The sequence below is a fragment of the Mesorhizobium sp. CAU 1741 genome (genome assembly GCF_039839275.1).
Taxonomy (GTDB): Bacteria; Pseudomonadota; Alphaproteobacteria; order Rhizobiales; family Rhizobiaceae; genus Aerobium.
The window spans coordinates 1359359-1382723 of record NZ_JBDOQP010000002.1; the positions used below are offsets into that span (position 1 = coordinate 1359359).

Genomic DNA, 23365 nt, shown 5'->3' on the forward strand with positions numbered 1-23365 from the left:
TGGTTTGCTGGCGGCTGTTGCCCGCCTGTTCTCGATCGCCCCTTGCTCTAAAGCAAGAAGCGGGCAAGGTCACGTCCGATGAGCGAAGATTCGGACATGCGTCAGGTCGTCCCGGTGATGGTGCCGATGCCGGCGGAGCGGCCCTATTCCTATGCGGTCCCGACCGGCATGTCGGTCCGGCCGGGCTCGATCGTGCGGGTGCCGCTCGGACCGCGAGAAGTGGCAGGGATCGTCTGGGATACGCCCACCGACAAGGTCGACGCCAAGAAGCTGCGGCCGATCTCGGAGGTGTTCGAGTGCCCGCCGATCGACGAACCGTCGCGCCGGTTCGTCGACTGGGTCGCAGCCTACACGCTGTCGGCGCCCGGCATGGTGGCGCGCATGTTCCTGCGCGCTCCGGCAGCGTTCGATCCCGAACCCCCGCTGGCCGGCTTGCGCTGGACCGGCGGCGAACCCGACCGGGTGACGGCCGCGCGCACGCGTGTCCTCGAACTGGCGCGCGACGGCATGGCTTGGACCCGATCCGGCCTGGCCCATGCGGCGGGCACGTCGCTGACGGTCGTCGACGGCCTGAAGGCGCAGGGTCTGTTCGAGGAGGTGCAGATACCGGTGCCGCCGGTGGTCGCGGCACCGGACCCGGGCTACGGGGCTCCCGACCTTTCTCCCGACCAGCAGGAAGCGGCACGGGCGCTGCGTGAAAAGGCCACCGAGGGGTTTTCGGTGACGCTGATCGACGGCGTGACGGGTTCGGGGAAGACGGAAGTCTATTTCGAGGCGATCGCGGCGGCGATCGAGGCGGGGCGGCAGGTTCTGGTGCTGGTGCCCGAGATCGCGTTGACGACGGCCTTTCTCGACCGCTTCCATGATCGTTTCGGCGCCAAGCCGGCGGAATGGCATTCCGACCTGTCGCCGAGGATGCGCGAGCGCGTCTGGCGGCAGGTGGCGGAGGGGCGCGTCCGCGTCGTGGCGGGCGCGCGCTCGGCCCTGTTCCTGCCGTTCCGCGACCTCGGGCTCGTCGTCGTCGACGAGGAACATGACCCGGCCTACAAGCAGGAGGATCGCGTCTTCTACAATGCGCGCGACATGGCCGTCGTGCGCGGGCGCATCGGCGATTTTCCGGTCGTGCTGGCGTCGGCAACGCCATCCGTGGAGACCCGGGTCAACGCCGCCCACGGCCGCTACGGCCGCGTCGTGCTGCCGGCACGCTTTGCGGAGGCGGCGCTGCCGGAGCTCGCCGCCATCGACATGCGCAAATCGCCTCCGGCGCGCGGCGGATTCCTGTCGCCCATCCTCCTGGAGCAAATGGAGAAGACGGTCGCGAAAGGGGAACAGGCGCTGCTGTTCCTCAACCGGCGCGGCTATGCGCCCTTGACGCTGTGCAGGGTTTGCGGGCATCGATTCCAGTGTCCGGAATGTTCGAGCTGGCTGGTCGAGCATCGGTTTCGCGGGCAACTCGTCTGTCACCACTGCGGCCACAACGAGCCGCGGCCTGAAGCCTGTCCCGCATGCGGCACGCTCGACCATCTTGTTGCCTGCGGCCCGGGCGTCGAGCGCATCGCCGAAGAGGTGGTCGCGCATTTCCCCGATGCGCGCACGATCGTGTTGTCCTCAGACATGCTTGGCGGCGTGAAACGCCTGCGACTGGAACTGGACGCCATCGCCAAGGGCGAGGCCGACATCGTCATCGGCACGCAGCTTGTCGCCAAGGGCCACAACTTTCCCAACATGACGCTGGTCGGCGTCGTCGATGCCGATCTCGGGCTGGCCAACGGCGATCCGCGCGCCGCCGAACGTACGTTCCAACTGCTCAGCCAGGTTACGGGCCGCGCGGGCCGCACGGGCCGCAAGAGCCACGGTCTGATCCAGACCTACCAGCCGGCGCATCCGGTGATGCGGGCGATCGTGTCGGGCGATCTCGATGCCTTCTATGAGCAGGAGATCGTCGAGCGCGAGAAGGCGCATCTGCCGCCCTACGGCCGCCTTGCTTCGATCATCGTCAGCGCGGCGACGCGCGCCGAGGCCGAGGGACATGCGCGCGCGCTGCGGCGAAGCGCGCCGGCGGCAGCCGACATCGCCGTGCTTGGTCCCGCCGAAGCGCCGTTGGCGTTGATAGCCGGCCGCCACCGCTTCCGGTTGCTGGTGCACGGGGAGAAGAGTTCGGACATGCAAGCGTTCCTGCGCGCGCTTCTCGCCGCCGGGCCGAAAGTGCGCGGGTCGATCCGCGTCCAGACGGATATCGATCCTCAAAGTTTCCTGTAGCCCTTTCCGCCGTAAATTTGCTGCAAACCGGGTCGACAGACGGATTTCCCAACCGAGATCAGGTCGCCCGATGTCGTCCCAGCCCGTCAACCAGAGAATGCGCATCCGGCTCCTGCAGACGGGAGGGCTGCTGCTCGTGGCTTCCCTGTTGTTCGCGCACCCCGCCTTGACGGGAGACGGGCACGAGATGATCGAGCTCGTCGGTCTCGGGCTGGTTTCGGCCTGCGTCGCCGGGCGGATGTGGAGCATCCTGTATATCGGCTCGCGCAAGAACCAGGAGCTCGTCACCAACGGCCCATATTCGATCAGCCGCAACCCTCTCTATTTCTTCTCCGTGCTCGGCGCCGCCGGCGTTGGCCTGTTCGTCGGCTCGGTGACGCTGACACTGATGCTGGGCCTTGCGACGTGGCTGGTGCTGGCTGCCACGGCGCGCAAGGAGGCCGCACACCTGGAGACGCTGTTTGGATCGCGCTACGCTACATATGCGAGCCGGACACCTCTGTTCTGGCCGAACCCCACGCACTACCGGGAGGCCGGTGACGTAACCTTCTCTCCAGCCGCGCTCAAGCGCACCTTCCTCGACGGGCTGCTGTTCTTCGCCGCGTTTCCGGCGATCGAACTCGTCGAGCATCTTCAGGATGGCGGCTATCTGCCGATCCTCTTCAGGCTTCCCTGACCGACCGTCTTCAAACGAGACAGACATCGCGCAATCGGGTATCGTCCGGCCGCGATTCGAGGGGATGAAACATGGAATTCGCGTTTCCGTGGCCGATGAGCCAGGGCGAATGGCTGGCATGGTCGGTTGCGGCCGTGACCCTGCTCTACGGCCTGTTGATGCTTTTCGCCCCGCGCCTGATGCTCAAGGCATTGCGGCTGCAGGCGGTACCGAACCATCCAGAGGCGGTCGGCGAGGCGCGTGCGACGATTTCCGGTTTCTATGTCGGCGTGGGAATGGCCTGCATCCTGCTCGCGCAGCCGCTTCTCTACCTGACGCTCGGCCTGTGCTGGGCGCTGACCGCGTTCGGCCGCGTCATCTCGATGCTGTCGGACGGCGGCAATACGCTGGCAAACTGGATCTGGCTGATCGTGGAAGTCGTGCTGGCCGGCCTCGTGCTCGCTTTCGTGCTCGGCTTCGTCGCCTGATTCTCGGCAAAGACCGCCGGCTGCGACAAAACTGCCACAAATCCATCTTTTGCGGCGTGTTGCGAGTCATGGAAGCCTGTGCTAGACGGCAAGCGACTTTTGACCGGCGGATGCGGCCAGCCCGTAGTCCCGGTCAGGAAACTTCAACAAGGTCAAAGATTTAGCCAGAGTTTGACGCTCCAGCATCAAATCTTGCGGCCTGTCAGGCAGAGAGAGAAGACAGTCCGTGGCACAGTCTGGCTCGATGATCTCCACGGTGGCTGAACGGTATGCGGGTTCGCTCTACGAACTTGCCGCCGAGGCCAACGCGGTGGCTCAGGTGGAGAAGGATCTCGCGCGCTTCGAGGCGCTGCTGGAAGGCAGCCCCGACCTGCAGCGCTTGATCGAAAGCCCGGTGTTCTCCGCCGAGGATCAGCTCAAGGCAATATCGGCGATCCTCGACAAGGCCGGTCAGACGGGTCTCGCAGGCAATTTCCTGCGCGTCGTCGCCCGCAACCGCCGTCTCTTCGCCGTTCCCGGAATGATCCGCGCATTCTCCGCGATTGCGGCAGCGGCGCGCGGGGAAGTGGTGGCCGACGTCACCTCCGCCCACGATCTTTCCGCCGCCCAGCAGAACGAACTGAAGGCCGCGCTGAAAAGCGTTGCCGGCAAGGACGTGACACTCAAGCTGACGGTGGATCCCTCGCTTCTCGGCGGCCTCGTCGTCAGGATTGGCTCGCGCCAGATCGACACGTCGCTCAAAACCAAACTCGCTTCGCTTAAGCTCGCACTGAAAGAGGTCGGCTGATGGATATCCGTGCCGCGGAAATTTCCGCAATTCTCAAGGATCAGATCAAGAATTTCGGCAAGGAGGCCGAGGTTTCCGAAGTCGGTCAGGTGCTTTCCGTCGGTGACGGTATCGCCCGCGTCTACGGCCTCGACAATGTCCAGGCCGGCGAGATGGTCGAGTTCCCCGGCGGCATTCGCGGCATGGCGCTCAACCTTGAAGCCGACAATGTGGGCGTCGTCATCTTCGGCGCCGACCGCGACATCAAGGAAGGCGACGTCGTCAAGCGGACCGGCGCAATCGTTGACGTTCCCGTGGGTCCGGGCCTGCTCGGCCGCGTCGTCGACGCGCTCGGCAATCCGATCGACGGCAAGGGCCCGATCAAGGCCACCGAGCGTCGCCGCGTCGACGTCAAGGCGCCGGGCATCATCCCCCGCAAGTCGGTGCATGAGCCGATGTCGACCGGTCTCAAGGCCATCGACGCCCTCATCCCGGTCGGCCGCGGCCAGCGCGAGCTGGTCATCGGTGACCGTCAGACCGGCAAGACCGCCATCATTCTCGACACGATCCTGAACCAGAAGTCGGTCCACGTTTCCGGTCCGGATTCCGAGAAGCTCTATTGCGTCTACGTCGCCATCGGCCAGAAGCGCTCGACGGTCGCGCAGTTCGTGAAGGTGCTCGAGGAGCGCGGTGCGCTCGAATACTCGATCATCATCGCCGCCACCGCTTCCGACCCGGCCCCGATGCAGTATCTGGCTCCGATGGCCGGCTGCACCATGGCGGAATATTTCCGCGACAACGGCCAGCATGCGCTAATCGGGTATGACGATCTGTCCAAGCAGGCCGTGGCCTACCGACAGATGTCGCTGCTGCTGCGCCGCCCGCCGGGCCGTGAAGCCTATCCTGGCGACGTCTTCTACCTGCATTCGCGCCTTCTCGAGCGCGCGGCGAAGATGAACGACGATCTCGGCGCCGGTTCGCTGACGGCGCTGCCGATCATTGAGACGCAGGCCAACGACGTCTCTGCCTACATCCCGACCAACGTGATCTCGATCACCGACGGCCAGATCTTCCTCGAGACCAACCTGTTCTTCCAGGGCATCCGCCCGGCGGTGAATGTCGGCCTGTCGGTGTCTCGCGTCGGCTCCGCCGCGCAGATCAAGGCGATGAAGCAGGTCGCCGGCTCGATCAAGGGCGAGCTCGCGCAGTACCGCGAGATGGCCGCGTTCGCGCAGTTCGGCTCCGACCTCGATGCCTCCACGCAGCGCCTGCTCAACCGCGGCGCCCGTCTCACCGAGCTCCTGAAGCAGCCGCAGTTCTCGCCGCTCAAGACCGAGGAGCAGGTGGCGGTGATCTTCGCCGGAACGCAGGGCTATCTCGACAAGCTCCCCGTCTCGCAGGTCGGCAAGTTCGAGCAGGGCCTGCTGTCGCATCTTCGTTCGGACGGCAAGGACGTGCTCGAGGCCATTCGCAAGGAGAAGGCGCTGTCGGACGATTTGCGCGCCAAGCTCAAGGCAGAGATCGACGCTTTCGCGAAGAACTTCGCCTGAGTTTAGAGCGTAACGGAGCAAGGGCAGCCGCATGGCTTCACTGAAAGACCTTCGCAACCGCATCGCCTCGGTCAAGGCGACGCAGAAAATCACCAAGGCGATGCAGATGGTCGCCGCGGCGAAGCTGCGCCGCGCCCAGGAGGCGGCCGAAGCCGCGCGCCCCTATTCGGAGCGCATGGCGGCGGTGATGGCCAATATCGGCAAGGCGGTGGACAGCGCGGATGCACCGGCCCTGATGACCGGCACCGGCAAGAGCGACGTTCACCTGTTGATCGTCGCGACCGCCGAGCGCGGCCTGTGCGGCGGTTTCAACAGCCAGATCGCGCGTTTTGCCCGTGACCATGCCCGCAGGCTGATCGCCGAAGGCAAGACGGTGAAGATCATCACGGTCGGCAAGAAAGGCTACGACATCCTGCGTCGCGACCTTTCCGACAAGATCATCGACCGGATCGAGCTGCGCGACGTCAAGCAGGTCGGCTTCGTCAATGCCGACGCGATCGCCAAGAAGGTGATCGGACTGTTCAACGAAGGCCAGTTCGACGTCGCGACGCTTTTCTATTCGCAGTTCAAGTCGGTGATCAGCCAGGTTCCGACCGCGCAGCAGCTCATCCCCGCCTCGACGCCTGTCGTGGAGGAGAGCGAAAGCGGTTCGGCGATCTACGAATATGAGCCGGACGCGAGCGAAATCCTTTCCGATCTCATCCCGCGCAACATCTCGGTCCAGGTTTTCCGGGCTCTGCTCGAGAATGCAGCCGGCGAGATGGGTGCGAAGATGACGGCCATGGACAACGCGACGCGCAATGCAGGCGACATGATCGGCAAGCTGTCGATCACCTACAATCGTCAGCGCCAGGCCCAGATCACCAAGGAACTGATCGAAATCATTTCGGGCGCGGAAGCGCTCTAGCGCCGACGGGCGCCGGGAGTTCCCGGCACCCGGACGGACCACTGGAACACGAAAGAGGGTATTCACGATGGCTAAAGCAGCTACCCCCAAGACGGCCGCGGCCGCAGCACAGCCCAAGGCTGCCGCTGCAAAGGCGCCGGCGGCCAAGAAGCCCGCGCCGGCTCGCGCCGCGGCAGCAAAGACCAATGCCACGAGCCCTGTCCGGGCTTCGGGCGCCACCGGCAAGGTCCGCCAGGTCATCGGCGCCGTGGTCGACGTCTCCTTCGAAGGCGACCTGCCGGCGATCCTGAACGCGCTTGAGACGGACAACCAGGGCAACCGCCTCGTCCTCGAGGTCGCGCAGCACCTTGGTGAAAACACCGTGCGCACGATCGCCATGGACTCCACCGAAGGTCTCGTGCGCGGCCAGGCCGTCACCGACACCGGCGGTCCGATCTCCGTGCCTGTCGGTCCGCAGATGCTCGGCCGCATCATCAACGTCATCGGCGAGGCCATCGACGAAGAAGGCCCGCTCGGCGCGACCGAGATGCGCCCGATCCACGCTCCGGCGCCCGAATATGTCGAGCAGTCGACCGAATCGGCGATCCTGGAGACCGGCATCAAGGTCATCGACCTTTTGGCTCCCTACGCAAAGGGCGGCAAGATCGGCCTGTTCGGCGGAGCCGGCGTCGGCAAGACGGTTCTCATTCAGGAGCTGATCAACAACATCGCCAAGGCGCATGGCGGCTACTCGGTGTTCGCCGGCGTCGGCGAGCGGACCCGCGAAGGCAATGATCTCTATCACGAGTTCATCGAGTCGGGCGTCAACCAGAAGGGCGGCGGCGAAGGATCGAAGGCGGCACTCGTCTACGGCCAGATGAACGAGCCGCCCGGTGCGCGCGCGCGTGTCGGCCTCACCGGCCTGACGGTTGCAGAGTATTTCCGCGACCAGGGCCAGGACGTTCTGTTCTTCGTCGACAACATCTTCCGCTTCACCCAAGCGGGTTCGGAAGTGTCGGCTCTGCTCGGCCGCATTCCGTCGGCCGTGGGCTACCAGCCGACGCTCGCCACCGACATGGGTGCGCTGCAGGAACGCATCACGACAACGACCAAGGGTTCGATCACCTCGGTGCAGGCGATTTACGTTCCTGCCGACGATCTGACCGACCCGGCGCCGGCGACCTCGTTCGCGCACCTTGACGCGACGACGACGCTCAACCGCTCGATCGCCGAGAAGGGTATCTACCCGGCCGTGGATCCGCTCGATTCCACCTCGCGCATGCTCGACCCGCAGGTCGTCGGCGAAGAGCATTACGCGGTGGCCCGTGACGTGCAGCAGACGCTGCAGCGCTACAAGTCGCTGCAGGACATCATCGCCATCCTGGGCATGGACGAGCTTTCCGAAGAGGACAAGCTCACCGTCGCCCGCGCGCGCAAGATCGAGCGCTTCCTGTCGCAGCCGTTCTTCGTCGCTGAAGTGTTCACGGGCGCGCCGGGCAAGCTTGTCGACCTCGCCGATACCATCAAGGGCTTCAAGGGCCTCGTTGCCGGCGAATACGACCACCTTCCCGAAGCCGCCTTCTACATGGTCGGCAGCATCGAAGAGGCGGTCGAGAAGGCACAGAAGCTCGCCGCAGAAGCTGCCTGATCCGACTGAACTGGGAACCACATGGCTGAAGCGTTCAAATTCGAACTGGTCTCGCCCGAGCGGCTCCTCGTCTCGGAGCAGGTCGAGTCCGTCATCATTCCGGCAACGGAAGGCGAGATGACGGTTATGGCCAACCACGCACCTGTGATGACCACGGTCAAGCCGGGCGTGGTGACGGTCAAGCTCGCTGCCGGCGCCGAAGAACGCTACGTCGTGTTCGGCGGCTTTGCCGACATCCTGCCGGAAGGCTGCACGCTGCTGGCGGAATCCGCCATCGCCGTGAAGGACATCAACCGCGACGACCTCGCCCGGCGCATCCAGGATGCGAAGGAAGACGCGGCGGACGCCAAGGACGACGATTCCCGCACCAAGGCCGAACAGTTGCTCGGCCAGTTGACGACGCTCGAAGGCGCTATCCTGCCTGCGTAGCCGTCGGCCGCCGCTGATGTGGAAAGGCCGCCTCCTGGCGGCCTTTTTGCGTTTTGGGGCTTGCTGGAGATCAGGATGGCGGCCTGCTGCCGGCGACCACAGCTTCGTAGGCTGTCTGCAGTTGCTGGCGGACGCCACCATCGGCCGGCACGCCGCCACGGCCTAGATGATCAGCACGCAACTCGTACATGAACGCCTCCCACATCGAAGGGCCGCCTTCCTCCAGCAGTTGAGCGCGGATACTCAGTTCCGCGCTTGCCGGAAGCCAGCGACGCCCCCATGCCCCGATCATGGCGAAGACTGGCAGAAGCTCGATGCCGCGTTCGGTCAGGCTGTAGATCGCCTTCTGCTTGTGCGAGGGATCGTCTGAACGCGAAATCACACCCTCGCGAACCAGGCGCTTGAGCCGATCGGCGAGAATGTTCGAGGCGATGCCTTCCTCCGAACGGGTCAGGAGTTCGCGATAATGCCGGCGATTGCCGAACATCATGTCACGAATCACCAGGAGGCTCCATTTGTCGCCCAGGATTTCCAGTGTGAGATTGATCGGGCAGCCCGATCGATGGACGTCATCCATCATCTTTCCCCGCGAACCGCTTGCAGATTCATATCAGATATGCGGCGGGTGGCCGGGAGGCAAGCGCCAGCGCTTCAGCCGACGCCCACATAGCGGTGCAGAAAGCCCGGGTAGGCGCGCACGGCGTCTACCGGGACGGTTTCACGATTTTGCCCGTTCTCAATGAAGGCGACGCGGTCGGCGAGCGAAAGAACGGCGTCGACGCGCTGCTCGACGAGAATCGTCGAGACGCCGCGCTCGCGCAATGCAGCGACGGTTTCGCGGATGCGCGCAATCATCGACGGCATCAGGCCCTCAGTCGGTTCGTCGAGAAGCAGCACATCCGGCTCCAGGCACAATGCCCGCGCCATCGCGAGCATCTGCTGCTCGCCGCCGGACAAGGTTCCCGAGCGCTGGTTGAGGCGTTCACGCAGCACCGGAAACAAATCGATCACGGCATCCCGCGTGGCCTTGCCCTTGCCCCGCGTCATCAGGCCGATCTCAAGATTTTCCGCCACGGTCATCTCGGCGAACAGCCGGCGACCCTGAGGGACATAGGCGACGCCGGTCTTCGGCACTTCATGGGCGGGAAGCTGCGCCAGGTCCTTGCCATCCTTGACGATGGTACCCGCGCGCACGCTGACAAGGCCCATGATCGCCTTGAGCGCCGTCGTCTTGCCGGCGCCATTGCGGCCAAGCAGGCAAAGCACCTCACCCTTCATCAGTGACAGTTCGAAGCCGCGCAGTGCCTGCACTTCGCCGTAGAAGGCGTCGAGCCCGGTGACAACGAGCGCCTCAGTCATGGCCGGTCCCCAGATAGGCGTCCTGCACAGCGACATTGCCGCGAATTTCTGCCGGCGTTCCCTCGGCAAGCACCTGGCCGAAATTGAGGACCGTTATCTTCTGCGCCAGTTCCATCACCACCGGCATGTTGTGCTCGATCAGCAGCACGGTGGCGTCCCTGGCTATGTCGCGCACAAGCGCGATGAAACCCTCTATCTCGCCATCGGACAGACCTTGTGTCGGTTCGTCGAGAATCAGCAGGCGAGGCTGCAGCGCCAGCCCCATCGCGACTTCGAGCAGCCGCTGGTGACCGTAGGCAAGGCTGCCGGCGAGTGTGGCGGCGCGGTCCGACAGGCCGACGCGCGCCAACGCATCGGCGACACCATCGTCGAGGGCGGCCTGGGTAACGCGCCCCTGCTTGAGCAGCCTGCGCTGAACCGGCAACGCAACGTTGTCATAGACGGTGAGGCGCGGGAAGATGCTTGTGATCTGGAACGTATAGGCAATGCCGGCGAGCACGCGCTCATGCGCGGCAAGCCTGGTGATGTCGCGGCCGGCGAAGATGATCTCGCCGGAGGTCGGGGCAATCCGGCCGCAGATCAGGCTGACGAACGTCGTCTTGCCGGCTCCATTGGGGCCGATGATCGCGCGAATCTCTCCTTCCTCAAGCTGGAAATCCACCGCCTCGACGGCCTTCAATCCACCGAAATGGCGGGTCAGTCCGCGCGTCTCGATCAGCGGAGTCACGGCAGCCATGGCAGCCACCTCTCACGCACGCTCCCCAACAACCCTTTCGGGAAGAACAGGATCAGCAGGATCAGTGCCAGGCCGACGAACAGCAGATAGGCAGTCGTGAGGCCGGACGTGTAGTCGATGATGTAGAACATGAAGAGCGTGCCAAGCAGCGGACCGAGCGTCGTCGCCGCACCGCCCAGGAGCACCCAGAGCAACGGCAGGATCGAGTACTGGATCGAGGCGAAGCCCGAACCGATATAGCCGAACAGCAGCCCGTAGGCCGCGCCGGCGCTGGCGCAGAAGAGGCCCGAGAGGATGACGGCGGAAAGCTTGGCGCGAAAGACGTCGTAGCCCAGCATGCGCATCCGCTCCTCGTTCTCGCGGATCGCGATCAGCGTTCGGCCGTAGGGCGCGCGCACGAGCCGCAGAACGATGAGAAGCACCACGGAGAACAGCGCCAGCGCGATCATGTAGCGCGCCGACGGGTCGGTCAGGCTGATGTCCAGCGCGTTGCGCGCCTGCTGCGGCAGCACCAGCCCCTCCTCGCCGCGTGTCCATGTCGTGAAGTAGAGCGTGGCGAGGAAAAACACCTGCGCGAACATCAAGGTGACGATCATGAAAGCGACGCCGGTCGTCCTGAGCGCCAGCACGCCAATTGCGGCGGCGAGCACGCCACCGGCCGCGATGCCGGAAACGAAAGAGAGCGGCACGTTCCAGCCGAGGTGATAGAGCGGCAGCCCGGCGCCATAGAGGCCTGCGGCGAAGAACATTGCATGGCCGAGGCTGAGCAGCCCGGTATAGCCGAACAGGATGTTGTAGCCCATGGCGAAGGTGGCGAGCACCAGCACGCGCGAGAACACGCCGCGATGATACTCCGGCAGCACGAAATTGGCGGCGAACAGCAGCGCGATGATCGCCAGATGCAGGGCCACGACACGCGTGGTGGATACGGTCCCGCTCATCGCACGGCCGTTCCGAACAGGCCCTGCGGCCGGAAGACGAGCAGCATGGCGACCAGCGCCGTCGCCAGCATCTTCGCCAGCGTCGGCGAATAGAACATGGTCGAGATGATGCCATCGGAAACGCCGATGAAGATCGCCGCGACGATGGTGCCGCGCAGGCTGCCGAGACCGCCGATGATGACCACGATGAAGGCGAGCAGCAACGGATCGCGCCCCATCAGGTAGTGCGCCTGCTGGATCGGCACGATCAGCACAGCGGCCACCGCCGCGAGCATCGCGCCGAGCGCGAAGACGCCGGCATAGACGCGGTCGACCGGGATGCCGAACGCCTGCGCCGTCTCGCGATCGTATTGGGTGGCCCGCATCACCAGCCCGATCCTGGTGCGGGCCAGCAGGAACCATGTGGCAAGCATGAGCACGATTGCGGCGGCGATGACGAACAGCTTGTAGCCGGAATAGCCGAACCACGGAAACTGGATGCGCAGGTTGAAGGGCGCCTGGACCGGCCTTGCATCGGCGCCGTAAAAGGTGAGCGCGAGCTGCTGGATGATGTAGAGCATGCCGATCGTCGCGACGATCGTGGCTTCCGGGTCATAGTTCAGCCGGCGAAGAACGAGGCGCTCGGAGACCAATGCGGCGGCGCCGACCACCAGCGGGGCGACAAGCAGCGCCGCGACGAAGCCGATCGAGGGATGCCCCGCAAACGCGGTCGATACCGCCCACGCAACGACGGCGCCCAGCATGAAGAACTCGCCATGGGCGACGTTGACGACCCGCATGACGCCGAAGACGAGCGACAGGCCGAGCGCGGTCAGGGCCAGCACCGCGGCCATCACCAGTCCCTCCAGCGTGGCCAGCAGGAATAGCGGTCCGAATCCCATCAGCTTCCGTTCCGATACCCGTTGAAGGCTCTCGCGAGGGGCGTCTCCCGCCGCAGTCGCGGCGGGATGGCACGAGGAGCGAGCATGTCAGGCACGCGATACGCCGATCCGTTCAGGATCAAAGCGACTGGCTGGTGTAGTCGGTGTCGGATTCGTACATGCCGTCTTCGATCGACGTGCGATGGACGACCTTGAGCTTGCCGTTTTCGACCATCGAGATGTTCTGGCTGCCGTAGACCTGGTGCACCTTGCCATTGAACACCTTTGCGCCCTGCGGATGCTCCGGCCCCTCTGGCAGGTCGGTGATCGCTTCGGTTGCCTCGACCAGCTTTGCCCGGTCGTCCGGGCCGCGATAGTCGGCCGCCTCCATCGCCTGCTTGATGACGTAGAGCGTCTCCCAGCAGCCGAACATATGCGCGGCCGTCGAGACATCCCTGGCGTCATTCACGCTGGCGCCATTCTCGTCGACGCCGACTGCGGTGCGATAGTCGATCTCGTTTTGCGAGGCGTCTGCCTGCTGGTAGCGTGGCATGCCCTCCCAGAAATGGCTCCCTTCGAGGAACTCCAGGCCGGGGCTGGTGATGTCGACGGCCTCGAGCGAATCGATGAAGCCAAAGAGCTTGGGGCCGCCGCCGCCGAAGAACTCGCCCAGTTCCTTGACGAAGGTGAGCACGGCCGGGCCGACCATGACGTGATAGATGACATCGGTATCGGACGGTATCTGCGGGAAGTAACGCGTGAACGAGGTTTCCGTCGGCGGAATGGCGATCTGCGCCACGACTTCGCCGCCCTGCTCGGCGACGGCCGGGGCAAAGAAGTCGCGGTGGTCGTGGCCGAACGCATAATCCGGGAAGATCATGGTGACCTTCTTGCCGACATTCGAGGTGATCCACGGAGCGACCGAGCGGCATTGCGCGCGCACGTCGGTGATGCCCGGCTGCAGCACGTAGCGGTTCATCGCGCCCGAGGCGACGTGATAGCCTTCGCTGACCACGTAATAGGGGATCTTCAATTCGCCCGCCGCCGGCGCGGAGCCGACCACGACATGGCTGAACAGCGTACCGTAGACGATGTCCGTCTTGTGCTGGTTGGCGAATTTCTCGACCACCTCGGCGCCGCGAGCGGCGTCCGTGCCGTCGTCCTCGGTGATGATCTCGACCGGGCGGCCATTGATGCCGCCTGCCTCGTTGATGCGGGCGATGGCGGCGGCGGTGGTGCGCTCGTACCAGCGGCCATAGGCGGCACCGATGCCGGTGCGATGGGCCTGGAAGCCGATCCTGATCGGCTCCGACGATTGCGCCTGCGCATAGCGCACGAAGCCGGGCGCGGTGCCGATCGCGGCCGCTGCTCCGAGCCCCTTGAGCGCGCTACGCCGGTTGATTGCCAGTCCCGAGAGTGCTGAAGCCTTGCGATTTCCGGTCATGTGGGTTCCCCTTGACATCTGCCTGGTGACCGAAGGCCCGCTGTCTTTCCGCGCGGTTCGCCCATCGGAAAAATTGCTTGTATGCAAACTAAATCACCATTCCGCGATACTGGCAACAGGCCAATTTCCGCTGCGGAAACAGAGGTGGCTTCGTCTGTCTTTACATCGCGGTCGGAGAAGAAAGAAGCCACAGGCCGAAGACAGTGTAGAGCACCATGAGCAGCGCCAGCGGCGCTTGCGACAAGGCCGCGATGCGCGCATCGCGGTGAATGCGGTAAGCGATCGCGTGGGCGACGAGCACGGCCAGCAGATGTCCGCCGATGATCGCCGCGGCCTGAAGGTTCCAGACCAGCCATGCGCTGTCAGCCCCCATGAACATGCCCGCCTGCACGTGCATGCCGGCGGTACCGAACAGGTCGGCGCCATTCATCAGCGGGTCGGACAGGGCAGCCAGCGCATACTGACCGTTGATCACCAGCGTGGTGAGGTAATGGGAGAAATGGTAGGCGAGGGAAATCGGGATGATCGACCATACAAGCGCGCCGGCCGAGGCAACCGTCGCTGGCCGCGATGCGATCCTTTGGCCGAGGCCGGTCGCGGCGAAGAACGCGGCCGCCAGCGCGGCGAAGCTGGCAACGAGCCCGAAGCTGCCGATGCCCATGACCGCGCTGCGGCCGGGGAACTCCAGTGGATTGACGTCGAACAGACCGAGCCAGAAGAACGTCCGCATCAAGCCGTCGAATGACACCGACGACAAGGCCAGGAGCAGGAACAGCGCACCGGAGACGGGGAGCGCCGGCGCGGTTGCAAGCCTCGCGCCTGGCAGGCAAAGAGCGATGGCCAGCCGGCCTCTGCCGGTATGTGTGCCTTCGACCACGCCGAGCGTCGATATCATCCGCAGGAACGCCGACAGGCATTCGCCCCGCCGCGACCATGCGGCGTGACCGAAGACCACCATGGCCGCGAGGTTGACGCTGAAATAGACGATGATCGCGATGGCGAGGCGCTCGGGATCATCAGGTGCGGGATAGACCAGCTCGAACCACGCGAAACCCAGGAACTGCACGATCGCCGGCCAGTAACCCAGCCAATCCGGCAATCTGACGAGGGGCGTATTGATTCGGCCGAGAGCGGTGAAGGCACGCCATGGCGCATACCAGGGGTCGATCCACCACCAGACATTGCCGACAACGCCCTGGACCAGGGTCAGGCCGATCCAGAACAGCGTCCAGACGGTCAGTGGAAGCGGATTGGAGAGTGGATCGCGGCTACCCATGAACCCCGTCGCGACAAGCGCGCAGAGCAGCAGAAAGGTCATCAGGCTGAACGCGAACCGAGGCCAGACGGGCAGGGAGCCTGCGGCAATGCGCAATGCCGCCAACCTGGCGAGCGCGGCCGGCGGCGCGATCGTCAGGACGAGGAACGAGACGGCCACGGCGGCCGCGCCGCCGATCAGGTAATACCCCGTGGGCAGCAGCAGGACGTGACCACGATCCGCCGCATGGGCAAGCGCCTCGCCGGGCGCGCCGGCAATCGCCATCGCCATGGCGCCGAGAAGGGCGCAGGCCCGCGCGGGGCTGTAGCGCTGGTTGCCGATCCCGGATGTCATGCCCCCTGCATCGCTTCGCTGCCCCGCCATACTGCTGCCCACGCCCGAACTTTCCTTGGCATCCGGGGCCAGACTAGGCGATCGCGTCTCAGGATGCGAAGCGGCTTTTTGGCAAGCCGCCGCCCTTCGACGCTTGATGACAGTTTGCTCTTGTGGGATTGCGCGACAATGGTTATGTGTGCGCCGCGCCGGAAACGGTGCCACGTGCCCCGCGGAGAGGTGGCAGAGTGGTCGAATGCACCGCACTCGAAATGCGGCATGGGTGCAAGCCCATCGGGGGTTCGAATCCCTCCCTCTCCGCCATTCTACCTCTTTCCGCGTTCAGCCGCCGCCATATTGTGAATGGAGGCTGTTCGATATCTGGTCGACGAACTTCGATGCGGCGACTGAGAGCGAGCGGCCGCGCAATTGCCCCAGGACGAGCTGGGTCGGCGGCATGTCGCGCTGGTCGATCTCGCGGGCGATCAGGTTGCCGCTGCCTTGCGGTATTCCGGCCCTGATCTGGAACGAGATGACCTCGCCGCCCCCGGCATAGCTGCGCAGCACTTCGAAGGAATCGGATTCGATGACCGTGTTGACCGGCAGGGCCGCGCGCACGATCGCTGCCTGCAGAAGGTGCCTGATCGCCAGCGACGGGCCGGGCATCGCGATGGGATGCCTGAGGCAGTCGCGCAGCCGCACGGTCTGCGACGCGGCCAACGGGTGATCGGCGCTCATCAGCGCACAGAGCGGCTGGAACAGCACCAGCAGCGGCTGGAATTCCGGCGCCGGAGGCGGCGCGATCACCAGCGCAACATCCGCATCGAACGAGGACACTGCCTCGACCGCGTGCATGTGGTCGCGCACCAGCACGGTGAACGACACCAGCGGGTGGTGGGCGCGGTACGACGCGATCTCGTCCGGGATCAGGCCATGAGCGAAGGCCTGGCTCGCCGCGATCGAGACATGACCGCGCCGGACCCCCGACAGATCCGCGATCTGCGAGCGCAGCCTGTCGAAATCCGAGAGCTGGTCGCGGATGTGACGCAGCACCAGCTCTCCGGCGGGGTTGAGGCGCATGCCCTGCGGCATGCGTTCGAAGATCGACGTTCCGAGCTCGGCTTCGAAATCCTGGATCTTGCGCGTCAGCGCCGATGGCGTGATTGACAGCCTCTCGGCGCTCTTGCGGATCGATCCGCTCTTCGCGACGTCGCCGATGCACTGAAGGGTTTTCAGATGTTTCATGGGCTGGGTCCCGATGGTGTTGCTCAGATTGCAACATGCCGATCAAAAACAAGCAATAGACGGCAACGCCCGCATTGATAGTCTCTGGCCGGAAGCAGCAAACGCCGAGGCCTGTCTTGTCCAGCAGCAGATCCCCCGCCATCACGGACTTCGCCGACATCGGCGCCCGCGTTGATGCCTACGTGGCAGGACGGGACGCGGCAGTGGATCTGGACGCTGTGTTCGACGCCATCGCGGCAAGCGGCGAGCGTCCAGTCTGGATTTCGGTGATGGCGCGCGACAAGGCGCACGCGCTGCTGGAACGCGCCAAAGAGCGCCTCGATGCGGGGGTCGAGCAGCCGCTCTTCGGCATACCCTTCGCAGTGAAAGACAATATCGACGTTGCCGGCATGGAGACGACGGCAGCCTGTCCGGAATTTGCCTATACGCCGGATGATTCCGCCTTCGTGGTGCAGCGGTTGATCGACGCCGGCGCCATCCCGGTCGGCAAGACCAATCTCGACCAGTTCGCGACCGGGCTGAACGGCTCGCGATCGCCCTATGGTATTCCCTCCTGCGTCTTCGACGACGGATATGTCTCGGGCGGTTCGAGCTCGGGGTCGGCGGTCGCCGTGGCGCAGGGGCTCGTGCCATTCGCGCTGGGGACCGATACGGCGGGTTCCGGCCGCGTGCCGGCGGGCTTCAACAACATCGTCGGCCTCAAGCCGAGCAGGGGACTGATCAGCGCGCGGGGTGTGGTCCCGGCCTGCCGCACGCTCGACTGCGTGTCGATCCTCGCCGGAAGCGCCCAGGATGCGATGACCGTGCTGCGCGCGGCCTCGGCGCCTGATGCGCAGGACCCCTATTCCCGAGCCGCGCCTCAGGCGCTGGATGCTAATGCGCCCCCCCGTTTCCGTTTTGGAATGCTGGGCGATGAGGTCCTTGCGCGTTGCGCGCCCGAGGTGGCTGGACGCTACCTGGCGGCCGCCGCGACGCTCGAAATGCAGGGAGGTGAAGCCGTACACATCGACTACGCACCCTTCGAGGAGGTCGCATCGCTGCTTTATGCGGGTCCCTGGGTGGCCGAGCGGCTCGCCGCCATCAAGGATTTCGCACAGGCGCGGCCGCACGACATTCATCCCGTGGTGCGCGAGATCGTGCTGTCCGGCGCGAACTATTCCGCCGTCGACGGCTTCGAGGCGCAGTACAGGCTTGCCGAACTGATGCTGCGGACCGACGCGATACTGGCCGACATCGACGTGATCGTCGTGCCGACCGCGCCGGACCATCCGACGATCGCGGCAATGCTCGACGCACCGATCGCGCTGAATTCCCGGCTTGGGCTCTTCACCAATTTCGTCAATCTGCTCGATCTGGCCGCGATATCGGTCCCGGCGGGCTGGACCAGCGCGGGCCTGCCGGTCGGCGTCACGCTGATCGGACCGGCCTTCAGCGACGGCATGCTGGCGATGATCGGCGACCGGTTGCACCGCGCTGACCGGGAGGCGCGGCTCGGCGACACGGCGATGCAGCTTGAGGCCGCCGCCCCGGTCCAGCGGGGAGACAAGACGGAGCATGTGCGGCTTGCCGTCGTCGGCGCCCATCTTCGCGGCCAGCCGCTCAACGGCCAGCTCACCGGCCGCCGCGCATCGTTCGTCAAGACCGCGCGCACCGCGGGCGGCTACAGCCTCTACGCCTTGCCGAATTCGAGCCCGCCAAAGCCCGGCCTGCAGCGCGACGGCGGCGCCGGGCTGATCGAGATCGAACTGTGGGACGTGCCACTGAGCGAATTCGGCAGCTTCGTCGCGCTGATACCGCCGCCACTCGGGATCGGGTCGCTCGAACTCGACGACGGCAGCGTCGTCAAGGGCTTCATCTGCGAGAGCCATGCGCTCGCCGATGCCGCCGACATAACCGCATTCGGCGGATGGCGCACATATCTCGCCTCCGCAAACCCCGCCAACCAGAACGTGCATGCCCCATTGATCAACACTCGGGAGACCAGGCCATGATGAACCGACGCAAATTTCTCGCCGCCACTGCCGCTACCACCGCTTCCGCGACCTTCCTGCCGATGCCTTATGTAAAGGCGCAGTCGAACACGACCATCCGCATGGGTGCGCTCAAGCTCATTCACTCCATCGCGCCGCATTTCTACGAGCAGTTCACCCCCGAAGGTTACACGGTGGAGGTGATTCCGTTCGAAAGCCCTACCGAAGGCAAGAACGCCGTGGTGACCAAATCCGTCGATTTCGGCATGTTCGGCATCGCGGCGGCCACGCTGGGGGCTGCGGCGGGCGAGCCGATCGTGGTGATCGGCGGCGCGTGCAACAAGGGCATGGGCGTCGTCGCCGGCAAGGACAGCGACATCGAATCGATCGCTGACCTCAAGGGCAAGCGCGTGGCCATCTGGCCGGGCTCGACGCAGGAAGTATTCATCCTCGAACGCCTGCGCATGGAAGGCATGTCGATTGCCGACATCACGCCGCTGCGCATCTCGTTCAGCGAAATGCACCTTGCCCTGGCACGCGGCGACATCGACGCCTATGTCGGCGCAGAACCGGCACCGGGCGTCAGCCTCGCCTCGGGCGTCGGCAAGATCGTCGAATACCCGTACGGGACCGAGATGGGCGCCCTGAACATGATCTTCGGCGCGCATCGCGACACGCTCGCCGAGCGCCCCGAGATCACCAGCGTCATCCTCGACATTCACCGTCAGGCCTCCGAATTCGCCATGGCCAATCCCAGCGAGCTGGTCGAAATGGCAGTGATGAAGCTCGGACAGCAGCGCGAGGCGATCGAACTCTCCGCACCGAACGTCGAGCTGACATGGTATTTCGGCGAGACCGAGCTGACGCAGTCCAAGACCTATGCCCAGCACATGCTCGAACTGAAGCAGATCCAGGCGTTGCCCGATTTCGCCACACTGTTCGACACCCGCTTCGTCGAAGAATTGAAGCAACGGGCATGAGCGCGGTGGCGGACCAGGCGACCACACGCGGTGCTGCATCTCCCCCTCGAAGGCGCACGGTCTTCGAGGGGAGGCGGCTGCGCGAGCCGGCGCTGGCGCTCATCCTGCCCGCCGCACTCCTGATAGGATGGCATCTTGCCACCGCCGGAAAGGCCTACAGCCTGATCCCGCCACCCTCGCAGGTGGCACTCGCCTTCTACGACCTCGCATTCGGCGGCATACGGGACGACTTCTTCAGCGCGACCCTGCTGTCGCATGTCGTTGCGTCGGTATCGCGCGTCTATGGCGGCTTCATCCTCGCGGTGATCGTCGCATTGCCGCTCGGACTGATGATCGGCCGCATTCCGACCGTGCGGCAGATGTTCGATCCGATGCTGCAGATCCTGCGGCCGATCCCCGTCACGGCATGGCTGCCGCTGGCAATGATCATTTTCGGCATCGGGCCGAAATCCGCGATCTTTCTGGTCTTTCTTGGCGCCTTCTATCCGATCCTCATCAACACGGTCTTTGGCGTGCGGTCGGTCGAACCGCGCCTCTTCGAGGCGGCAAGCATGCTCGGCTGCACCGGGTCGGCGCAGTTCGCGAAGGTGGTGCTGCCCGCTGCCCTGCCGGCGATCTTCACCGGCCTGCGCCTGGGCCTTGGCTTTGCCTGGATGATCATCGTGATCGGCGAGATGACCGGCGTGTCGACCGGCCTCGGCGCGATCATCATGGAGGCGCGGCAGCTATCACGCACGGAAATCGTCATCTGCGGCATGATCGCCATCGGCATCGCCGGATTCATTTCCGACCGGATCATCCTGATGGTCGGGCGACGTCTACTTTCGTGGAACCCCAACCATGTCTAGTCCCGCAAATCCCATCCTGTCGCTGCGCAATGTCGGCAAGACGTTCGACGTCCAGGATCGTCACATCGAGGCGCTGCGCGGCGCGAACCTGGAAGTGGCCCGGGGCGAGTTCGTCTGCCTCATCGGCGCGTCCGGCTGCGGCAAGTCCACACTGCTGCGGATCGTCGCCGGCTTTGAGCCGGCGAGCACTGGCGAGGCGTTGATGTGGGGCATGCCGATCAACGGACCCGACCCTACGCGGGGCATGGTCTTTCAGGATTACGGCCTGTTTCCCTGGCTGACGGTGCGCGACAATATCGGCTTCGGCCCCACGTCGCGCGGCCGGCCGGCGCGAGAAGTGAAGGAGACGGTGTCGCACTTCATCGATCTCGTCGGGCTCGGGCGTTTTGCGGACGTCTACCCGCATCAGCTTTCCGGCGGCATGAAGCAGCGCGTCGCGATCGCCCGCGTTCTGGCCAACGAGGCGGAGATCGTGCTGATGGACGAGCCCTTCGGTGCGCTTGACGCGATGACCCGGGAGAGGCTGCAGGACGAGCTTCTGGAATTGTGGGAACGCACGAAACTGACCGTTCTGTTCGTCACCCATTCCATCGAGGAAGCCATCTTCCTGTCAGGGCGCGTCATCGTGATGTCGCCGGGACCCGGCCGCATCGACAATGACATCACCATCGAGCTGCCGCGGCCGCGCGACGTGTCGGCCAGCGACTTCAATGAGCTGCGCCGCTCGCTTTCGACCAAGCTGCACAGCCATCATGCCAAGGTTGCCGCGTGAGCGAAGCGCTGCAACCGACGCAACGCCTGCCCTACACCGCCGCGATCGACCGGCCGCGCATCGCGCTGCCGGACGGCAAGGCGGTCGCGGTGTGGCCGATCGTCAATGTCGAGAACTGGCTGATCGAGAACCCGATGCCGCGTCAGGTGCTTGTGGCGCCGACGGGCGCGGCGCTGCAGCCGGACCTCGCCAACTGGGCGTGGCACGAATACGGCATGCGGGTCGGCTTCTGGCGCCTGATGGAGGCCTTCACCTCGCGCGGAATCCGCCCGACGCTGTCGATCAACGGATCGGTGTGCCGGGACTATCCGCGCGTGGCTGGTGCTGCCCGGGATGCTGGCTGGGAGTTCATGGGTCATGGCTTCGTCCAGGTGCCGACCCACAAGGAACCCGATCAGGCGGCAATGATCGAGCGTACTGTGGCTGCCATCGCCGATTTCACCGGCACGCCGCCGGTCGGATGGTTGGGGCCGGGGCTGACGGAGACGCTCGAAACCCCGGATATGCTCGCCAGGGCCGGAATCCGCTATGTCGGCGATTGGGTTGTGGACGATCGGCCCTGCCGGATCGCGACCGCGCATGGCGAGCTGCTTTCGCTGCCCTATACGGTGGAGATAAACGACATCCCGATGATGATGATCCAGCATCACCGGGGACAGGAGTTCGAGGAGCGCGCGCTGGCGCAGCTCGATCGGCTTGCAGCGGAGGCGACGGCGCCAGGGCCCTTGGGCGGAGCCAAGGTCATGAGTTTCGCGATCCACCCCTATATCAGCGGCGTGCCGCACCGGATCGGCATCTTGGAGCGCCTGCTGGACGCGATGCTGGCGCGCACGGATATTCACTTCTGGCAGGGAACGCAGATTCATGACTGGTATCTCACAACTGGCGACCCTGCCTGACGCACCCGTGTGGCGTGGCATGAGCCGCGCCGAACTCGACATTGCCTACGACAACAGCGGCGCAGTGCGCGACAGCGCGGAGCTGTTGGCCGATTGGGCGCGGCGCAGCGCCATCCTGCGCGCATCGCAGCCCGAACTCATCGACCTGGTCTATGGTCCACGGCCGCGCAACGTTGTGGACATCTTTCCCTGTGGGCGCCGCAACGCGCCGCTGCTCGTCTTCATCCATGGCGGCTACTGGCAACGCAATTCCAAGGACGTCTTTTCGTGCATGGCGCAGGGGCCTCTCGCAGCAGGCGTCGACGTTGCGGTGCCCGGATATACGCTTGCGCCAGACGCGACGCTCGCGGAGATCGTCGACGAAGTCCGTACCGTGCTGAGATGGCTACGCAGATACGGGCCGGAGATGGGGATCGCGACCGGTCGGCTGATCGTCTCCGGCTGGTCGGCGGGCGGACATCTGGCAGCATGCGCCATGGCCATGCCGGAAGTCGATGCCGGCCTGGCGATCTCCGGCATCTTCGATCTGGAGCCGATAAGGCTCGGCGTCCTGAACGACAAGGTCGGCCTGTCGCGGGAGGATGCTTCGGCCCTCAGCCCGCTGCTGACCATCCCGTCGCGCGCGGGCCGACTTGTGGTGGCGTGCGGCGGCGCCGAACTGCCGGAACTGCAGCGCCAGTCCAGCGAGCACTCGGCGGCGTGGACGGCATCGGGGCTGGATGGCGCGTTGCTGGTGCTGCCCGGCAGGAACCATTTTACGATCCTCGAAGATCTGGCATCACCGGGAGGCCGGCTGGCACGCGAGGTCGCCGCGTTCGCCGCCTAGCGCAGGCGCCGCGACCACATTTCGATCTATGCCGGAAACCATCGCTCGTGCTGCGCGTTCGAAGAATGTGTTCATGAGGGAAAGCAACATGCTCAAATTCATCGGCGGAACGATTGGGTTCATCTTCATTGTCGGGCTGATCGTGGTGATCGGCATCCTGATGCTGATCTTCTGATCACCCATTGACCAATGTCGGACGCAGATTCTTGCCCGTTC

At 65.0% G+C, this 23365-nt stretch carries 22 protein-coding genes and 1 tRNA gene; 15 read left to right on the top strand and 8 right to left on the bottom strand.

All coding sequences use genetic code 11. The features are described 5' to 3' along the window. Positions 1-78: 78 nt before the first annotated feature. The 8 genes from AAFN84_RS13425 to AAFN84_RS13460 all read left to right on the top strand — a co-directional run bounded on the left by AAFN84_RS13425 (position 79) and on the right by AAFN84_RS13460 (position 8681). The gene (locus AAFN84_RS13425) at positions 79-2259 is read left to right on the top strand and encodes a primosomal protein N' (protein ID WP_347515046.1); all 2181 of its coding nucleotides are present in this window, start codon (positions 79-81) and stop codon (positions 2257-2259) included. 70 nt (positions 2260-2329) lie between these two features. Continuing rightward, entirely contained in the window at positions 2330-2935 is a 606-nt protein-coding gene (locus tag AAFN84_RS13430) for an isoprenylcysteine carboxylmethyltransferase family protein (protein ID WP_347515047.1), read from the top strand. A gap of 71 nt (positions 2936-3006) precedes the next feature. Next, a complete protein-coding gene (locus tag AAFN84_RS13435; protein ID WP_347515048.1) occupies positions 3007-3402 on the top strand; it encodes a DUF4345 family protein in 396 nt (131 codons plus the stop codon). Positions 3403-3628: 226 nt separating this feature from the next. Continuing rightward, positions 3629-4189 carry a F0F1 ATP synthase subunit delta gene (locus AAFN84_RS13440; RefSeq protein ID WP_347515049.1) on the top strand — a complete coding sequence of 187 codons (561 nt, stop codon included), beginning with the start codon at positions 3629-3631 and terminating at the stop codon, positions 4187-4189. Further along, positions 4189-5718, top strand: coding sequence for a F0F1 ATP synthase subunit alpha (gene atpA, locus AAFN84_RS13445; RefSeq protein ID WP_347515050.1), 1530 nt, complete (start codon positions 4189-4191; stop codon positions 5716-5718). Before AAFN84_RS13440 ends, atpA begins: the two co-directional genes overlap by 1 nt. A 31-nt stretch (positions 5719-5749) precedes the next feature. Next, positions 5750-6625, top strand: coding sequence for a F0F1 ATP synthase subunit gamma (locus AAFN84_RS13450; RefSeq protein WP_347515051.1), 876 nt, complete (start codon positions 5750-5752; stop codon positions 6623-6625). A 67-nt stretch (positions 6626-6692) separates the two neighbouring features. Continuing rightward, the gene (atpD, locus tag AAFN84_RS13455; RefSeq protein WP_347515052.1) at positions 6693-8252 is read left to right on the top strand and encodes a F0F1 ATP synthase subunit beta; all 1560 of its coding nucleotides are present in this window, start codon (positions 6693-6695) and stop codon (positions 8250-8252) included. A gap of 21 nt (positions 8253-8273) precedes the next feature. Further along, positions 8274-8681 carry a F0F1 ATP synthase subunit epsilon gene (locus AAFN84_RS13460; RefSeq protein ID WP_347515053.1) on the top strand — a complete coding sequence of 136 codons (408 nt, stop codon included), beginning with the start codon at positions 8274-8276 and terminating at the stop codon, positions 8679-8681. 70 nt (positions 8682-8751) lie between these two features. Here the strand turns inward: AAFN84_RS13460 and AAFN84_RS13465 are convergent, their stop codons facing one another. From AAFN84_RS13465 to AAFN84_RS13495, 7 genes are all read right to left on the bottom strand, one after another. After that, positions 8752-9258 carry a helix-turn-helix domain-containing protein gene (locus tag AAFN84_RS13465; RefSeq protein ID WP_347515054.1) on the bottom strand — a complete coding sequence of 169 codons (507 nt, stop codon included), beginning with the start codon at positions 9256-9258 and terminating at the stop codon, positions 8752-8754. Between the two features lie 74 nt (positions 9259-9332). After that, positions 9333-10040 carry an ABC transporter ATP-binding protein gene (locus AAFN84_RS13470; protein ID WP_347515055.1) on the bottom strand — a complete coding sequence of 236 codons (708 nt, stop codon included), beginning with the start codon at positions 10038-10040 and terminating at the stop codon, positions 9333-9335. Continuing rightward, entirely contained in the window at positions 10033-10767 is a 735-nt protein-coding gene (locus AAFN84_RS13475) for an ABC transporter ATP-binding protein (protein ID WP_347515141.1), read from the bottom strand. The genes AAFN84_RS13470 and AAFN84_RS13475 overlap by 8 nt, the downstream gene beginning before the upstream one ends. Next, a complete protein-coding gene (locus tag AAFN84_RS13480; RefSeq protein ID WP_347515056.1) occupies positions 10764-11717 on the bottom strand; it encodes a branched-chain amino acid ABC transporter permease in 954 nt (317 codons plus the stop codon). Before AAFN84_RS13480 ends, AAFN84_RS13475 begins: the two co-directional genes overlap by 4 nt. Further along, entirely contained in the window at positions 11714-12598 is an 885-nt protein-coding gene (locus AAFN84_RS13485; RefSeq protein ID WP_347515057.1) for a branched-chain amino acid ABC transporter permease, read from the bottom strand. The genes AAFN84_RS13480 and AAFN84_RS13485 overlap by 4 nt, the downstream gene beginning before the upstream one ends. Positions 12599-12716: 118 nt before the next feature. Then, positions 12717-14021, bottom strand: a complete 1305-nt coding sequence (locus AAFN84_RS13490; RefSeq protein ID WP_347515058.1) for an ABC transporter substrate-binding protein — start codon at positions 14019-14021, stop codon at positions 12717-12719. Positions 14022-14181: 160 nt separating this feature from the next. After that, complete coding sequence (locus AAFN84_RS13495) at positions 14182-15630, bottom strand: hypothetical protein (protein ID WP_347515059.1); 1449 nt, start codon at positions 15628-15630, stop codon at positions 14182-14184. A 213-nt stretch (positions 15631-15843) separates the two neighbouring features. Here AAFN84_RS13495 and AAFN84_RS13500 point away from each other — a divergent pair. Continuing rightward, positions 15844-15933, top strand: a tRNA-Ser gene (locus tag AAFN84_RS13500). A gap of 18 nt (positions 15934-15951) precedes the next feature. Here AAFN84_RS13500 and AAFN84_RS13505 read toward each other — a convergent pair. Then, the gene (locus tag AAFN84_RS13505; RefSeq protein ID WP_347515060.1) at positions 15952-16854 is read right to left on the bottom strand and encodes a LysR family transcriptional regulator; all 903 of its coding nucleotides are present in this window, start codon (positions 16852-16854) and stop codon (positions 15952-15954) included. 116 nt (positions 16855-16970) lie between these two features. Between AAFN84_RS13505 and atzF the strand changes: the two genes are divergently transcribed. The 6 genes from atzF to AAFN84_RS13535 are packed head-to-tail and all read left to right on the top strand — an operon-like array spanning position 16971 to position 23149. Beyond that, positions 16971-18845: an allophanate hydrolase gene (gene atzF, locus AAFN84_RS13510; RefSeq protein ID WP_347515061.1), complete on the top strand. Its 1875-nt coding sequence runs from the start codon at positions 16971-16973 to the stop codon at positions 18843-18845. After that, positions 18842-19804 carry an NrtA/SsuA/CpmA family ABC transporter substrate-binding protein gene (locus tag AAFN84_RS13515; RefSeq protein WP_347515062.1) on the top strand — a complete coding sequence of 321 codons (963 nt, stop codon included), beginning with the start codon at positions 18842-18844 and terminating at the stop codon, positions 19802-19804. The genes atzF and AAFN84_RS13515 overlap by 4 nt, the downstream gene beginning before the upstream one ends. Then, a complete protein-coding gene (locus tag AAFN84_RS13520) occupies positions 19801-20652 on the top strand; it encodes an ABC transporter permease (RefSeq protein WP_347515063.1) in 852 nt (283 codons plus the stop codon). Before AAFN84_RS13515 ends, AAFN84_RS13520 begins: the two co-directional genes overlap by 4 nt. Continuing rightward, on the top strand, positions 20645-21424 hold the full coding sequence (locus tag AAFN84_RS13525) for an ABC transporter ATP-binding protein (RefSeq protein ID WP_347515064.1): 780 nt from the start codon (positions 20645-20647) through the stop codon (positions 21422-21424). Before AAFN84_RS13520 ends, AAFN84_RS13525 begins: the two co-directional genes overlap by 8 nt. After that, positions 21421-22323 carry a polysaccharide deacetylase family protein gene (locus AAFN84_RS13530; RefSeq protein ID WP_347515065.1) on the top strand — a complete coding sequence of 301 codons (903 nt, stop codon included), beginning with the start codon at positions 21421-21423 and terminating at the stop codon, positions 22321-22323. The genes AAFN84_RS13525 and AAFN84_RS13530 overlap by 4 nt, the downstream gene beginning before the upstream one ends. Then, positions 22289-23149 (top strand): alpha/beta hydrolase, encoded by an 861-nt coding sequence (locus AAFN84_RS13535; protein ID WP_347515066.1) that lies wholly within the window; start codon positions 22289-22291, stop codon positions 23147-23149. Before AAFN84_RS13530 ends, AAFN84_RS13535 begins: the two co-directional genes overlap by 35 nt. The last annotated feature ends 216 nt before the right edge of the window (positions 23150-23365 follow it).